We start from the raw sequence: 14,767 nt of genomic DNA on the forward strand, positions 1-14,767 counted from the left end.
CCAAACCAAGGAGAAACGAAATGAACAGCCCTAATCTTGGATACCGAATGGGCACCGGCGTTCGGGCCGGTGCCGTCTATGACGAGGGCCTGCGCCGGCACATGCTGCGCGTCTACAACTATATGGGCCTCGGGCTCGTCGTGACCGGCCTCGTCGCCCTTGTTGTGGCCTCGACGCCGGCGCTCTACGTCCCGATCTTCTCCACGCCGCTGAAATGGGTGGTGATGCTGGCGCCGCTCGCCTTCGTCATGTTCTTCTCCTTCAAGATGCAGACGATGTCGGCGGCGAGCGCTCAGGCGATGTTCTGGGCCTTTTGCGCGGTCATGGGCCTGTCGCTGGCTTCCGTGTTCCTGGTGTTCACCGGCACCAGCATCGCGCGCACCTTCTTCATAGCCGCCACCATGTTCGGCGCCACCAGCCTCTACGGCTACACGACCAGGCGCGACCTGACGCAGTTCTCGTCCTTCCTGATCATGGGCCTGATCGGCGTGGTGATCGCGAGCCTCGTCAACCTGTTCCTCGGCTCGACCGCGCTGCAGTTCGCCATCTCCGTGATCGGCATCGCCGTCTTCATCGGCCTGACCGCCTGGGACACGCAGACGATCAAGGAGCAGTATGCCGAGAATTTCGACGCCGAATCGCAACAGAAGCTCGCCGTCTTCGGCGCCTTCTCGCTGTATCTGAACTTCATCAACATCTTCCAGCTGCTGCTGAATTTTACCGGCGAACGCGAATAGTCCGGACCGTAGCAGGCAACAGCTTCGAACCGTGGCCGACGGGTAAACCGCTGGCCACGGTTTGTCTTTTGGCATCGTGTCTGGCGTGGCAACGCTGTCGGTCGTTTGCGGCGGCTGCTTGAGGGGGTGCCGCACTGCCTGCTGCCCTTGAGATCAGGCGAGGCCTTTTGCTAGCCTGCCGGCCCGACCAGCCAGTCGCGAGGACGCATGGAACAGCTGACGCTTGACGGTGACGGCATCTCGGCGAGCATCGTCGGGCAGGGGGCCGAGGTGGTCTCCTTGCGCGATGCCGAGGGCACGCAACTTCTGTGGCAGGCGGGGCCTGAATGGCGGCGTCATTCGCCGGTGCTGTTTCCGATAGTCGGCCGGCTGAAAGGCGACCAGTTGCGCCATCGCGGCAAAGCCTATCCAATGACGCAGCATGGCTTCGCCCGCGACAGGCGCTTTGCCTGGGTGGAGCAGGGACCTTCCTCCTGCACGCTGGTCCTGACCGATGACACCGAGACCCGCACCCGCTACCCATTCGCCTTTCGGCTGGCCATAAGCTACAGCCTCGGCCCCAGCCAGCTTGGCGTGACCTTCGAGGTCGCCAACACAGGCGACGAGGTGCTGCCGGCCTCGGTCGGTGCCCACCCGGCCTTCAACTGGCCTTTGCTGCCGGAATTGCCCAAGGAAGCCTACCGGCTGACCTTTGCCGACGATGAACCCGCTCCGATACGGCGCCTGAAGGACGGGCTCATGCTGGCGACGCCGCAGCCAACGCCCGTCGAGGGCAAGACGCTTGCCCTCTCCGAGCGGCTGTTCGATGACGACGCCGTCATTCTGGACCGGCCCGCCAGCACCAGCGTGCGCTATGCCGCCGGGCGGGGGCCGGCGATCGAAATGTCGTGGCAGGGATTCAACGAATTGGGCATCTGGTCCAAGCCCGGCGGCGCGCCGTTCCTCTGCATCGAGCCCTGGCATGGCGTTGCAAGCCCGGTCGATTTCGACGGCGAATTCGCCGACAAGCCGGGCGTGATGCTGATCCCGCCAGGCGCCAAGCGCAAGTTGACCTACCGGATCACCATCAGCCGGGATGCGTGAGGCATGGCGTTCGCGATCAAGGCCGAGGTCAAGGATCCGCTGGCCGAGACATTCTCATTCGCGGCGCAGAAAACCATGTATGGCGGCAAGCATATCGCCGAAGGCGACACGATCTTTGTGTTCGCCAGCGAAAACGAAGCCGGACAGGGGCTGGTCGCACGGGGCGTTGTCACGTCATCCGAGGCCATTCCCAAAAGATCCGACCGCGAACGGCAGACGCCGCGCGTCAGTGTTGCCATCCGCCGCACCGCATTGGCAACGCGGCGATTGGGTCGGGACGAGCTCAAGCGGTTCAAGGACTGGAGCGATGGCAGGCCTGAGACCGAGCTCAACTTCAAATTCTATCGCCAGGCGACGAACAAGATCGTCAGCCTCTCGCATGGGACGGCGGCTTTTCTCGATGGGTTTTTCTAAGACGGCAAGCCACGGATCAAATCGATCTCTATGGAATCCGGCTTTTGAGAGCCACGCAAGCGAGACGTCTCAGCCTTGGACGCCTGGGCGAGTTCGCTGCTAACGTTCCACCGCACGGCTTTGAAGGAGACGCAACATGGACCGATTCACCGGCGGCTGCCTGTGTCGCAATGTCCGACTTGTGGCGTCGGGCCGCCCATACAGGGTCTGCATCTGCCATTGTCTCGATTGCCGCAAACATCATGGCGCGCTCTTTTATGCTTCGGCGGTATTCCCTCAGGACGCGGTTACGATCGACGGTGAGACGCGCGACTATGCCGGGCGGTTTTTCTGTCCGCGCTGCGGTTCGTCCGTTTTCGCACGCACCGCGGACGAGATCGAAGTGCATCTCGGGACCCTGGACGCCCCAGACCAGCTAGCCCCGACCTACGAAAGCTGGATCATCCGTCGCGAGTCGTGGCTGCCGCCGTTTCCAGTCAGCAAGCGATACGAGCGCGATCGCGAGGCGACGAGCCGCTTCGAAGAATAGGTCGCGCCATTCCTTTCTGGCCGTCAGTCCGGAAGCCCGGCCTTGCGGAACCCGTCAACGAAATGCTCGAGCATCGCGTCGTCGCGGAACGGCTCGGTCCAGACCCAGTGGCTGGTCGTGAAATGCGGGTTGGCGATAAGGAACATCTCGACCTCCGCGCGCGCCTCTTCGAACCGGCCGAGCTGCGCAAGGCTTGCCGCCAGGAAACGGCGTGAGCTGGTCCGATAGGTCTCGTCCCGGCGCAGCGTCTCGATGGCGGCTTCATAGTCGCGGGCCGCATATTGCGCGGCGCCGAGCGTGAGATAGTACCAACTCGGCGGAAACGGGTTCAGCCGGAACGCCTTGCGAATGTGCTCAAGGCCTTCCTCGATCCGCCCGGCTAGGACCTCAATATCGGACAATGTCGCCCAGGCGTCGGCCTCGTTCGGATCGAGCTCGAACGCTCTGGCGAATTCGGCATCCGCCTCGCCGAAGCGATGCTCATAGGCAAGCAGGTTGGCAAGCACCCAGCGGCAGCCGGCGTCGTTGGGGTCGATCGTCACGGCTTTGCGGGCCAGCTCCAAGGCAATGCTCCGGTTGGGGTCGACGGGCTCGCCCCAATGCACCCATCCCATCCAATGGTTCATGGCGAGCCAGCGATAGGCCTCAGCATATTCCGGATCGAGCGAGACCGCGCGCGTCAGCATCAGATGCGCCTCCCGCGCCGTCTGAGGCGAGTCGTCGATCAGTTTTCGCGCCCGCACGCACAAATCGTAGGCCTCGAGATTCTTGGGCCGATTGCGCGGCGGCTGCGTGCGCAGCCGGCCGAGCAGCGCCTCCACGATCTTGGCCGTTACCTCGTCCTGGACGGCAAAAATATCTTCCAGACTGCGATCGAAGCGTTCCGCCCACAGATGTTCACCGCTCACCGCGTCGACAAGCTGCGCGTTGATGCGCACACGCCCCGCGGCGCGCCTTGCGCTCCCCTCAAGCAGGTAACGCACGCCAAGGTCCTCGGCGATCGCGCGCACATCCATCGGCTTTCCCTTGTAGACGAAGACCGAGTTGCGCGCGATGACGAACAGTCCCGCGTTCCTGGACAGGTCAGTGATCAGGTCTTCGGTCAACCCGTCCGCGAAGGATTCCTGCTCGGGATCATTGCCGAAATTGACGAAGGGCAGCACGGCTATCGAAGGCTTGCCGGGCAGTGGCAAAGGTTTTCGTTTCGTCTCGCCAAGCTGTTCGATGACCCCCGTGAAGCGATAGCCGACGCGCGGCACCGTAGCGATCCATTCACCGCCGTCGGCGGCGGGGCCGAGCAGCTTTCTGAGCTGCGCGATCTGGACGGTGAGGTTGCCTTCCTCGACGGCCGTGCCCGGCCATGCCGCGTCCATCAGGTCGGCCTTGGCCAGGATTTCGCCGGGACGTTCCACGAGCGCGGCAAGCAGCTTCAGCCCCCGATAGCCGGCGGCCACGGGGACATCGTTCCGAAGCAATGTTCCCGCAGCTGAATCAAGCACGTACGGGCCGAAGGCAAAGCGCGATCCCTGCATGCGGCGCATCTATAGAGCAATTCCAGGAAAAGTGTGAGGCGGGTAGAGCAGTTCGTCATGTCCGATGAACCGCTCAGGCCGATTTGGAAGTTTTGAGAACTATTTGGATGCGCTTAATTACGGCGCAGCCCGCATCCTGCAGAATCCAACCTCATTCAGGTGGAAGGCCCCAACTCGAAAAGCATGGGGCCGCAAACCATAGGAGGTTGCCATGAACGACACGTTTGCATCGATCCCGCAGCTGGCAACGCTGGTCGGGCAGGCATCGCGCCGGCGCTACAGCCTGCAGACCCTGCGAGGCATGATCGCAGCCCGGCGCGAGCAGATACGGTTTCGCTGGGATCTGAAGCGGATATCAGAGGCCAACCCGCATCTGATCGACGATATCGGACTGACGAAAGAGCAGGCCGAGGAAGAGATCGCCAAGCTGCCCTTCTGGCAAAGATAAACGCGGATGTGGCGTCAACGCTGATGCCGGCAGCGCAGTCCCACCGGGTAGGGTGGTCCGGCATGAGCTCGAAGCGACATCGGTCGGCCATAACGGGGAATCTCGTCGGGGCATCAGGCCATCTGAGTTAAACCTGCCGAACGACAGTGCCGATGACATTGACGAGAAGCCGGGCTGCAGTCAGCGCCGACAGGCCGTCAAGGTCGGCAGGCGGATAGAATTCGACCAGATCAAATCCTGCGATCCTGGCCCGCTTGCCGAGGCCGGCGATCAGGTCGATCGCCTGGGTGTAGGTGAGGCCGCCTGGCGTGCGCGCCGCCACGCCCGGCATGATGCTGGGATCGAGGCCGTCGCAGTCGAAGGTCACGACGACGCGCGCGCCGTCCGGAATGTGGCTGAGAGCTGCGTCGACGCCCTGGGCATGAAGCTCGCGGGCAGTCACAAAGCGGCTGCCATAGCGTCGCGCCGCTTCGATTTCAGCCAGGCGTGCGCTGCCGACGCTGCGCAGGCCGACTTGCACGAGGCCGGCGATATGCGGCATCTCGCTCGCCCGGCGCATCGGGCTCGAATAGCCGTAGCGTTCGCCATCGACCTCGTCGCGCCAGTCGATATGCGCGTCGATCTGCAGGATCCAGACCGGCCCGTGACCGGCAAAGCCGGCGAGAAAGGGAATTACCACGGAATCGTCACCGCCGAGCAGGATCGGCACGGCCGACGCGGCCAGGACCTCGCGCGTCTTCGCTTCGATCCGCGCCCGGTTTCCCTCATTGTCGTGCATGACCGTCGAGATGTTGCCGGCATCGACGCAGCAGACCGGCTTGCCGTCGAACAATGGACCGCCGAGATCTAAATCCCAATGCTCGACCAGCGGCGCATCGTCCTGGCTCGCAGCGCGGATGGCGTTGGCGGCCAGAGCATGGCCGCTGCTGTCCTTTCGCGGATAGGTGCTGCCATGACCGGCACCGTAGATCACCATGCGAGGCACGCGGCCTCCGGCGAGGCAATCGGGAAAGCCAAGAAAGGAAGATGAAGAGGTCATTGTTCAATAGTCCGAATGTGAGCGCTCGCAGCGAGGGCACGTCGATAGGATCGCTTTATCGCCTCTACGTGATCCATATCAGAAAGTCGCATAAGATAGACTATGCTCTTTCACGGCGAAACTTTTGCGAACGGGAAGACCACTTCCCGTTGCTTTTTCGATCTGATTTGCGGACTTCCGTCAACTGGTCCACTCACATTTCTGTGTATAGGCCAGATTGTGGATAACTTCAGCCGCACCATGGGACAAATCGTTTCCCAGACCCTTTTCCGCCCGAGGGGCGATTATCCCGAGGCCGCGCCTTACAGTGAGGCCGTTTGTCGTCACGCGCCGGGGGCGAAAGCTTCGCTTGAGACGTTGCGGCCTTTAGACGCGGCTTGGATGAGGCCTCGGAGATTTTGAGCCGGGACACGTTGCGCCTGCCACTTTCGTTTGGCGCTGAGAGCCCAGCCGCGCGGCGGCTGTCGTGCGCTGTCACCAGCGCACGGCGGCGGGCCTCGCCGCGCTCTATCTGTCGGCGGATTGCCGCTTCTGCGCGCTGGCGCTTTTGCTCAGGAAGGGCAGGGAGCTCCGCCATACGGCCCCGCAGACTTGCCGACGCCGAGGCGCGGGAGCGATGGCCTATTCCCGCCGACCTTTCGAGAACAGGTCGCCCGTTTATCCGTCGGGACGTAGCCCTTTCAGTACTATACGACCGTTCCGAACGGCGTTCCCGGCTTTGCCTAGCTTTTCGTGCCATACCAAATCCCCTTCCTTGTTTCGATAGAACCACAGCCGACAAATCGGCGTGTCTGAGAAGTAAGCATTTACGGAAGGACTGTAAACAGGTTCCGACCCATGGGGCGGAGGTCTTTCAGGTTTAGGCACACGACCGGCAAACCGCTCTTTCCCAAGATCGAGCGGCGTTTTGGCTGCTTCCCGGTCTAGAAAGTAATCGACCAGTTCAGACGATGGCCAACGGCTGTTGCCGTATTTTTCTTGCCAAAGACGGACAAAACTTTCCACGAAGTGAGCAGCACTGAACGATTGTTTCGGGAGCCGGAAGGTTTCCGGGAGCTTTGTCTTTTTGTTGAGGACATCGGGGAAGCTATAACTTAGCTCTTTCGGCGAAAGACCCGCCTCAACATATTCAGAGGCCAGTTTTACGAAGTACTTAGCGCCTAGGGCAGGGCGCTTTGACAGCGCAAACTTGGCCTGCTTTTCTAGCGCGCCTTTATCCTTTTGCACATACTTGACGCAATAGCGGATGGCTTGTGTGGATATTTCTTCCCATTGGCTAAAGCCATGTTTCCACATTTTATGATTGATCCGCTTGTTTAGCTCTACATCGGGCGGAGCGCCCTTTTCATAAAACAGGAGCACATGCCAGTGAGCGCGGCCCTTTTCCGAGCCGTATTCGCCCACGGCGAGATACCGGACAGAGGCCTTGCGCCGGACTTCTACAAGCCAGCGCTGGACGTGCTCATAAGTCAGGAACTGCGCTGCAGGATGATCACCGCCGCCATAGGTGAGCGTCACGAAGCGGCTTGCAGTGGCAGTTCGACTTTCGGCAATGCAGCGACCAACCCAATCTTGGGATTTCTGCTTGAGGCATTGCCAACATTTACGACACCCTAGTTCGGTCCCGTCGTCCAGGCGGATAGGCGATCCGCACATTACCGACCACCCGACATAGGGTGTTGAGTAACTGCATTAGACGACAAGGGATGCAGGGGCGCGCGCGAATATGGATATTCGCGCACGCAGTCAACCCCCACCAAGGGAGGCCGGTCTCCTACAGCCCTATATGATAAGAGCGGAGCCCGGCCTCTTGATCGCGTTACATGTAACGGATACAAGGGTCGGAGCGTTACTACCAACGCAGGGGTTAATGAGGGGTTAATCATGGAACTTACACCCGTGACAGCGACGAACACCGACACGCTGTTTTGCAAGCAATGTCAGCAGGTTAAGCCAAGGCCGAGAGGGTGGCGGAGCATCAAATGCGAGGCCTGCTATAAGACGGCAAGAGCCGCCTCCAACCGGGAGCGTCAGCGCCGGTTCAGAGCAAGGCAAGCAGAGGCGAACAAGGTACACGTGTTCGGTTACGTGTACCGCCACCAGATGGCCGGTTTGAATGAACTGATCACCGCGCTTGAGCGGGACCCGGACCTACAGGCCGGGCCCGCCAAGAGCGAACGCACCGGACGCCTACGAGGCGTGCGGAACTAACAGACGCCAGCCGCGCACTTGCCAGTGTGCGGGGTCATAGAACTCCCAATCGCCGCCCCAATCGATTTTCATTCGACCACGGGCGGCGACACTTTTTCCGATATGGCCGACGAGCGTCCATTGCTGGCGCGTCAAATCCCACCCAAGCTTGGAGTGGACCAGATCGAAGGCGAGGCCGTAACCATGCGGGGACTGCCCCCGCAGGGCCTTAGTCATACCAGCCGCGTGCAGTTCGTCCTGGCGCTCAGGAGAGCGCGAGAATTCAGCGGCGAACATAGGGACGCCGAGCGCCCGCAACTGGCGCTGGAATGCATCGTAGAACCCAAGCAGATGCATGTTGACGCCTTCGCGATCCGCCCGCATTTGCTGCGCGGCGTAGCGTTCGCCCATGAGATAGGCGCGATCGCGAATGCTGTTGAGCGCCTCGCGATAGCCGCCCGACACCATCGCCGTTTCCGGGATTGGCAGTTCGTCGGGATAGGCGAGGGCGAGCAGATCAGCAGGCGCTTGCCTGCCCCGCTGGACGTACAGTTCAACGGCAGACTTCGCGGCCCGGGCGCGTGCGCCCGAGCCTTTGCCGTCGTCAAAGACAGCATCATCCATCAAGATTTTTCACCTTTGGCGACTGCATCCGGCTTCCCCGATCCGGCCCCGGCGTCACCACCGGGTAATCCCCGTTGTGCCCCGGACTGCCGCCCCTCGCCATCCTCGACCGCGACAGTTGAGCCGGCTTGTGCGTCAGGCTGTTTCGCACGTTTCTCAGCCTTTCGCTGATGAACTCCGCCGCCTGATCCACCGGCGTCTTCGAGGGAATGGGCATTCGTCGCGTTCCTTTCTTCGAGTTGGGCCATGCGCCGCTCAAACTCGGCGTCCATCGCCGCCAAGCGTCGGTTCATGTTCTGCTGCATCATGAATTCCATCCACTCCACTTCCGGATTGCGTTCCCGACGCTGAGCGATGGTCGTAAAGGTCTCTTCCTCGACATTTTCGAAGGAAACGGCCTCGATTTCCGGCGTCCAATAGACGACCGGCCCCGTGCTATCGAGGACCAGCGAACAGCCGTTCGACAGGAACTCGAGCGCCGAGAGACCGACCGGCAAGACAGTCAGAAATTCGTCCACAAGTTCGCCGTCCGCATTGGTATGCAAGTAGACGTGGACCGGCGCGGCCGCGCGGACATCGAGACGGATTGTCCGAACCTTGTGATCGGAGAAGAACAGCGCCTTTTCGTCGTGGAGACGCCACCGCGAAAGGTCGCCAAGCTTTTGAATTTCCATTGTGATTTCCTTTCAGGATTAAGAGGGAAGGGGGAGGGCCGAAGCCCTCCGATTAGTCGCCCTGATTGATGCCGACTGCCGGAACGTCGTCGGCAGGCGTCGCGCCCTTGACCAGTCGCGACTGATCCACGTGCGTCAGGACCTTTGCGTAATCGTCCACGCTTTCCTTGAGCGTCGGGCCCATGACGGTATTGCCCTCAATGAGCAGATCGCCCTGGGTGACGCATTCAAACGGATCCTGATTGGTCACGACGAACACCGAGGTGTTCATGTTCGTGCACAGGTAGAAATCCGTGCCGAGCGACGGGTTGACCGTTTCGACCGCCCACAAGCGCTGACGATCTTCATCAAAAGGATCGGTCGCGCCGGGCCGGTAGAACTTGCCGCCGATACGCGGCGTGTTGACGTTCCAGCGATAGTTCAACGGCGCATAGCCGAAGACGCCAGTCGGCGTAGCGTGCTGGACGTCGATATACCGGTTCGGCACCGCTTCGACCTTTTCAGGGTCAAGGGTGTCGCGCAGATAGTGCGGAAAGTTCGCGCCCGTGTGCGCGTTCACGCCGGGTACGACCGGGTAGTGATAGAGCGGGTCAGCCTGCCGCTCAAACAACTGTTCCGGCGTGATTTCCGCCACGACCATGATAATGCCGCCCGTGGGAATGCGCGGGGTTGCCACCGACATTTCGATTTGAGTGGCACCGTTCACGACCGATTCCGTGAGGTTCGCGGCGTCCGACGCATAGCGCTTGGACATGCCGAAAATGGTCGTTTCTTCGCCAAGCAGGATAGGCTGGCGAAGGGCCTGTTCAGGAATGGTCAAACCATCCATGAGCATATTGATCAGGTAATCGTCGTCCAATTCGTTGTACTGGGTCCGCAGCTGCGCGAAGGCAGCAGTCTTTTTCGCCAGTTCGATATTGGACAGCGACACCGTGATACCGTTCGCCGCCAGTTCGGCCCACACGTCCGGGAAGCCCCCGGCGTTCGGCGCCGCCGTCGTTTTGATCGCCACGCCGGTTCCGGTGTTTTCGGTCTGCGAATAGGTGACCGTCGTTCCACCGCTTTCGCGGATTTGGACGGACCCCGTACCGGTGCCGAGCGCCGACGTTTTCAGACCGAGACCCTTAACCGGAAGCTTGGTGTTGACGACGTTCAGAGCAACGTTGCCGTCAACAAGCGCCTGATCGAAGTTCGGCACGATGTGGCGGAACTGCTCATGCCGCCAAAAGGCCGGCGCGAGGTTCTTTGCGGTCAGGGCGCGCAGGTTCAAATCCGGGGACCGGTTTTTCGCCCGGAAATTCCAGATTTCATTGTAGGCCTCATGATAGGCCGTGGTCACCGTGTCGCCGGTTTTCGCGTGAAGGCCGAGATAGACCTTGATGTCATCCGCTGTCGCGGAGTTGAACGTTTCACGCTGGACGAACGGCTGAACGGGACCGCCCGCATACTGTTCGACGCCTTCATAGGCGCGGTTCACGGCGTCAACGCTGTCAAAGCGCGTGAAGGCCGACCAAGGCACCAGATAGGCCTTTACCGAGACATAGACGGCGTTCATCAAGATTTCCGCCGTTTCCATCATTTCGAACGAGAAGCGCATACGGCCCGAGCGGACGGCATCTTCGCGAAGAAGCGGCATCGCCGCGATGGGAACCATTTTGCCGGCAGGCAGCGAAGTAATGCCACGCGCGGTATGAATGCGGTATGACCGCTCAACCGTAATCGGTTGAGTAGACATACGGTTTATGCGGGCGTAATCGCCATCGATTACTTTAGCGCCTCTTGGAGCCATTTCTTTTACCTTTCACTTTGTTGAGGACGCGACGGAGCGCGCCAGACAAGATTTTCCGCCGACGTGCGCAGGACGCGCACGCCATCAATAGGACGGCCCCGACAGGGGCATTCCGAACGGCGTCTGATAGAGTTGCTGGCCGCGCGAGGCGGCAGACCCGCGAACACGCGCGGGTTTGTAGGGCTTGCCCTTGCGGAGCCGCCCAATCCGATCCGCAATGAAGCGGTCGCCCTGCTTGATGTAGTGATCCGCGTTATAGAGCAGATCGCGGCCCATCGAGACAGCACCGGCTACGGTCGAGCCGATTTCGCTGTCCCCATAGGCGTCTTCGAACCCCGCCATGTCTGGCGTGGTCGGATCATGACGCAGCCAGCCATTGGAGAAGCTATCCAACCACGGAGTGTTGCTAAGCTTCCCATCCTTCAATTCAGGAGGCGTGAAGGAGGAGAGGGCGGCGTTACCTTTCGAGGTAGAGCCGCCCCCTGGCATCGAGCCAGCAGACGGAGCAGCAACCGGCGAACCGGATAGCTGCGAAAGAACCGTTACTGGCGGTCCTTTTTCCCATCCCCGAGATAGGGAAGCCGGGGCATTCCGAACACCAGCGCCGGAAGCAATAGCCCCGTGCCGACTAGGAACAGTGTGTAGAAGATTTCCGGTTTCCGCGTTGAGGTTTGCGATTTGTGCGTCAAGCAGCTTCCCCCGTTGAGCCCGTTCGGCGTCTTCGAACGGATTAAAATTGGTGAGCCAATCACCAACGCGTGATAACGCGCCGCCGACAGGATTACCGGGGGTTGTCGTTGACGTAAAGCCCGCCGATCCGCCGTTGCGGATAGCGGTCAGCGGATTGAAGCCTGCGGCCTCAGCGTCACGCACCATGCGACCGTAATCGACATGGGACGTGGTTTCCTGATCACCCGAGCCAAAGAGCCCGGAGATCACGGACCCGGCAGCGCCGAGCAACGCTTCGATGAATTAGGCCGCCTCCTGTTTGTCGATCCCGACAAGGGAGAGGGCCTTGCTGGTGATTATGTCACAACCAACCAGAACAACAGCCAGCACGCCGTTTGCGAACTGATCCGCCAGAGTGCCATCAAGGCCCCATTTGGCGACGACGTAGGTAGCAAGCGCAGTGCCCGCACGCGAGGCGAGCGGGACAACGATTGACCGTAGGATGACATTTTTCATTCATGCTCCCAATTTTCGTTTGAGGTTCGAAATTGGTTCGCATGGTTTCGAGCGTTAGGCTAAGTCGCATAAGATAGATTATGGAACGTCAACGAGGTCCTTGATGTGTTCGTGAATCCTTGTAGCCGCCTCCGCCGCGCTGATCGCTGTTACGTCGATCGTCAGGCTGTTCGGGTGCTTCGGGTCAAGGACAGCGACTGTTCGGCTGCGGTGCCGCGCGACTTCCGGATCGATCGACTTGAGACGGTCACGTCGCGTTGGCGACATCACGCGACGTACCAGTTCGGCCTCTTCGCAAAGCAAGCGCACAGGCACGAAGTGAGCGCCTCGTCGATCCGACGCATCTTTCATCTGCTGGTAGGACGCGAGGCTCCTCGCGTCTCCTTGGATGCCGGAGTTCGTGAAGATGAAGTTGGCGGCGGGAGGACAAAGTGTTGCGACGGTGTCCAAGACAGCCTGGCGGACCTTGGCGGTCTGCTCCCAGACGGAATCAGGCAAAGTGCGGCGACCGTCATCGGCAAGCAGTGCCAATATAGGATTGTTGATCCAGTGATTGTCGATGACCTGGCCGGAAAGTGCCGTGCCGAGTTCCCGTGCGATCGTCAGCTTGCCGACGCCAGGGAAACCGAGCAGCAGAACAAACACATTCTGAACCATCGATCAGTTTCCGAAGCACCAAAGAGAATCGGATTGACGACTAAGCGCCAAAGTGAACAGGCGTCTCTATCGCTCTGACTCAAAAGGAATTTCGATCATCATGCCGTCATAGGCCGGCACCACGTGGTCCGGCGTCTCGGCCATCACGGCGGCATAGTCCAGCGGCACATGCATATGCGTCAGCACCGCGTTTTTCGGCGAGAGCTTCTCGATCCAGCCCAGTGCCTCGGCAAGCGACAGATGGCTTGGATGGCTGTTGTACTGCAGCGCGTCGATCACCAGCACGTCAAGGCCTTCAAGCCTTCCTGCTGTGGCAGCTGGAAAGTCGCTGATATCGGGGCAATAGGCGAGCTCGCCCACGCGGAAACCGAGCGAAATGATGTCGCCATGGATCTGCGGCAGCGGCTCAAGGGTGAGGGGACCCCCCTCGCCTTCGATCACCACCGGCCGGGCATGGTCTATGAGATGCGGCCTGACGATCGGTGGATAGGAACTGCCCGGGGGCGTCTCGAAGCAGTAGCCAAACGCCTGGCGCAGCCGCAGCATGGTCGGCTGGTCGGCATGGATATCGATACGACGGCGTTGCTCGAGCACGAAGCCGCGCAGATCGTCGATGCCGTGAATGTGGTCGGCATGCGGATGGGTATAGACCACCGCGTCGATGTGTTTGACCGAGGCGAGTAGCATCTGCGCGCGAAAATCCGGTCCGGTGTCGATGACGACGGTGGTGCGGCCGCCATTCCCTGCGATCCGCTCGACAAGAGCAGCCGTGCGCATGCGGCGGTTCTTCGGATTGGCCGGATCGCAATTGCCCCAGTCGCCGGTGATGCGCGGCGTACCGGGCGACGAGCCGCAGCCGAGAATGGTGAGTAGCAGCTGGTCGCCCATGTCAGGCCGCCGTCACGTCCGGTCGCGGCATCTTGGTAAACAGCCGGAAGACATTGTCGGTGGTGATGTCGGCGATCTCCGCCTCGCTGACGCCGATGGTCTCGGCCAGCACCTTCGCCGTATTCGCGACATAGGCGGGCTCATTGCGTTTTCCCCGATGCGGGATTGGCGCAAGATAAGGCGCGTCGGTCTCGACCAGCAGCCGTTCGCGCGGCACATCTGCGGCAATCGCGCGCAACTCGGTCGAGTTCTTGAAGGTCAGGATGCCTGAGAAGGAGACATAGCCGCCCAGCGCCACGCCGACTTCCGCCAACCGACGCCCGGACGAAAAACAATGCAGGATGAAGGGGAAAGCGCCCTTCCCTGTCTCCTCCTCGAGAATCGCCGCCATGTCGCCGTCGGCGTCGCGCGAATGGATGACCAGCGGCAGGCCGGTCCGGCGCGCGGCGGCGATGTGAGTGCGGAAGCCTTGCGCCTGTGCCTCGCGCGGCGCGCGGTCGTAGAAATAGTCCAGGCCGGCTTCGCCGATCGCCACCACCTTGGGATGGTCGGAAAGCCGTACCAGCTCCTCTGCGGTCACATCGAGCTCTTCCGCCGCATTGTGCGGATGAGTACCAACTGAGCAATAGACCTCACTAAAAGATTTAGCAATTTCAATGGTTTGCTGAAAACGCTTCACGCGCGTTGAGATCGTCACCATGCGGCCGATCCCGGCTGCGAGAGCGCGGGCGACGATAGCCGCCCGCTCCTCGGCAAAATCCGGAAAATCGAGATGGCAGTGACTGTCGACAAGCATCAGGCTTTGGTGTCCTGCTCGACGTAGCGGGGAAACACGCCCTCAGGCACCGGCAGCGCCGTGCCGGGCACCAGCGCATGGTCTGCGTGGACATGCGCGAAATTGCGCTTATCCGCCGGCACAGCCAGCAGGTCGAGCAGCCTCGCCGCCGATCCGGGAATGAAGGGCAGGCAAAGCAAGGT

Annotated in this window: 16 protein-coding genes and 1 pseudogene; 5 read left to right on the forward strand and 12 right to left on the reverse strand. The window is 61.0% G+C overall.

Annotated features, from left to right (window positions below):
• Window positions 1–20 precede the first annotated feature (20 nt).
• The 4 genes from EOA49_RS11215 (at window position 21) to EOA49_RS11230 (ending at window position 2,763) form a co-directional block, all read left to right on the forward strand.
• Window positions 21–737 carry a Bax inhibitor-1/YccA family protein gene (locus EOA49_RS11215; protein WP_066989741.1) on the forward strand — a complete coding sequence of 239 codons (717 nt, stop codon included), beginning with the start codon at window positions 21–23 and terminating at the stop codon, window positions 735–737.
• A gap of 207 nt (window positions 738–944) precedes the next feature.
• Entirely contained in the window at window positions 945–1,820 is an 876-nt protein-coding gene (locus tag EOA49_RS11220; protein ID WP_127240452.1) for an aldose 1-epimerase family protein, read from the forward strand.
• A gap of 3 nt (window positions 1,821–1,823) precedes the next feature.
• Entirely contained in the window at window positions 1,824–2,234 is a 411-nt protein-coding gene (locus EOA49_RS11225; RefSeq protein WP_127240453.1) for a hypothetical protein, read from the forward strand.
• A 136-nt stretch (window positions 2,235–2,370) separates the two neighbouring features.
• The gene (locus EOA49_RS11230) at window positions 2,371–2,763 is read left to right on the forward strand and encodes a GFA family protein (protein WP_095825420.1); all 393 of its coding nucleotides are present in this window, start codon (window positions 2,371–2,373) and stop codon (window positions 2,761–2,763) included.
• Window positions 2,764–2,786: 23 nt separating this feature from the next.
• Here the strand turns inward: EOA49_RS11230 and EOA49_RS11235 are convergent, their stop codons facing one another.
• Window positions 2,787–4,304, reverse strand: coding sequence for a winged helix-turn-helix domain-containing protein (locus EOA49_RS11235; RefSeq protein WP_245460600.1), 1,518 nt, complete (start codon window positions 4,302–4,304; stop codon window positions 2,787–2,789).
• Between the two features lie 202 nt (window positions 4,305–4,506).
• Between EOA49_RS11235 and EOA49_RS11240 the strand changes: the two genes are divergently transcribed.
• Complete coding sequence (locus EOA49_RS11240; protein WP_067321326.1) at window positions 4,507–4,743, forward strand: hypothetical protein; 237 nt, start codon at window positions 4,507–4,509, stop codon at window positions 4,741–4,743.
• A gap of 127 nt (window positions 4,744–4,870) precedes the next feature.
• Here the strand turns inward: EOA49_RS11240 and EOA49_RS11245 are convergent, their stop codons facing one another.
• From EOA49_RS11245 to EOA49_RS11295, 11 genes and pseudogenes are all read right to left on the reverse strand, one after another.
• Entirely contained in the window at window positions 4,871–5,782 is a 912-nt protein-coding gene (locus EOA49_RS11245) for an agmatinase (protein WP_127240454.1), read from the reverse strand.
• Between the two features lie 657 nt (window positions 5,783–6,439).
• Complete coding sequence (locus EOA49_RS11250; protein ID WP_127240455.1) at window positions 6,440–7,300, reverse strand: hypothetical protein; 861 nt, start codon at window positions 7,298–7,300, stop codon at window positions 6,440–6,442.
• 672 nt (window positions 7,301–7,972) lie between these two features.
• Window positions 7,973–8,596 carry a M15 family metallopeptidase gene (locus tag EOA49_RS11255; protein WP_127240456.1) on the reverse strand — a complete coding sequence of 208 codons (624 nt, stop codon included), beginning with the start codon at window positions 8,594–8,596 and terminating at the stop codon, window positions 7,973–7,975.
• Window positions 8,596–9,270, reverse strand: a complete 675-nt coding sequence (locus tag EOA49_RS11260) for a hypothetical protein (RefSeq protein WP_127240457.1) — start codon at window positions 9,268–9,270, stop codon at window positions 8,596–8,598. The genes EOA49_RS11255 and EOA49_RS11260 overlap by 1 nt, the downstream gene beginning before the upstream one ends.
• Before the next feature lie 52 nt (window positions 9,271–9,322).
• Entirely contained in the window at window positions 9,323–10,924 is a 1,602-nt protein-coding gene (locus EOA49_RS11265; protein WP_127240458.1) for a hypothetical protein, read from the reverse strand.
• A 219-nt stretch (window positions 10,925–11,143) separates the two neighbouring features.
• Window positions 11,144–11,998, reverse strand: coding sequence for a hypothetical protein (locus tag EOA49_RS11270; RefSeq protein WP_127240459.1), 855 nt, complete (start codon window positions 11,996–11,998; stop codon window positions 11,144–11,146).
• Between the two features lie 33 nt (window positions 11,999–12,031).
• Window positions 12,032–12,244 carry a hypothetical protein gene (locus EOA49_RS11275; protein WP_127240460.1) on the reverse strand — a complete coding sequence of 71 codons (213 nt, stop codon included), beginning with the start codon at window positions 12,242–12,244 and terminating at the stop codon, window positions 12,032–12,034.
• Window positions 12,245–12,322: 78 nt separating this feature from the next.
• Window positions 12,323–12,901 (reverse strand): chloramphenicol phosphotransferase, encoded by a 579-nt coding sequence (locus EOA49_RS11280; RefSeq protein ID WP_095825418.1) that lies wholly within the window; start codon window positions 12,899–12,901, stop codon window positions 12,323–12,325.
• A 66-nt stretch (window positions 12,902–12,967) separates the two neighbouring features.
• The gene (locus EOA49_RS11285) at window positions 12,968–13,789 is read right to left on the reverse strand and encodes an MBL fold metallo-hydrolase (protein WP_095825417.1); all 822 of its coding nucleotides are present in this window, start codon (window positions 13,787–13,789) and stop codon (window positions 12,968–12,970) included.
• A 1-nt stretch (window position 13,790) separates the two neighbouring features.
• Window positions 13,791–14,585, reverse strand: a complete 795-nt coding sequence (locus EOA49_RS11290; protein WP_095825416.1) for a TatD family hydrolase — start codon at window positions 14,583–14,585, stop codon at window positions 13,791–13,793.
• Window positions 14,585–14,767: pseudogene (locus EOA49_RS11295) on the reverse strand (methionine--tRNA ligase); the annotation flags it as partial. The gene EOA49_RS11290 and the pseudogene EOA49_RS11295, both read right to left, overlap by 1 nt.

The organism is Mesorhizobium sp. M1A.F.Ca.IN.020.04.1.1, assembly GCF_003997315.1.
Lineage (GTDB): Bacteria > Pseudomonadota > Alphaproteobacteria > Rhizobiales > Rhizobiaceae > Mesorhizobium.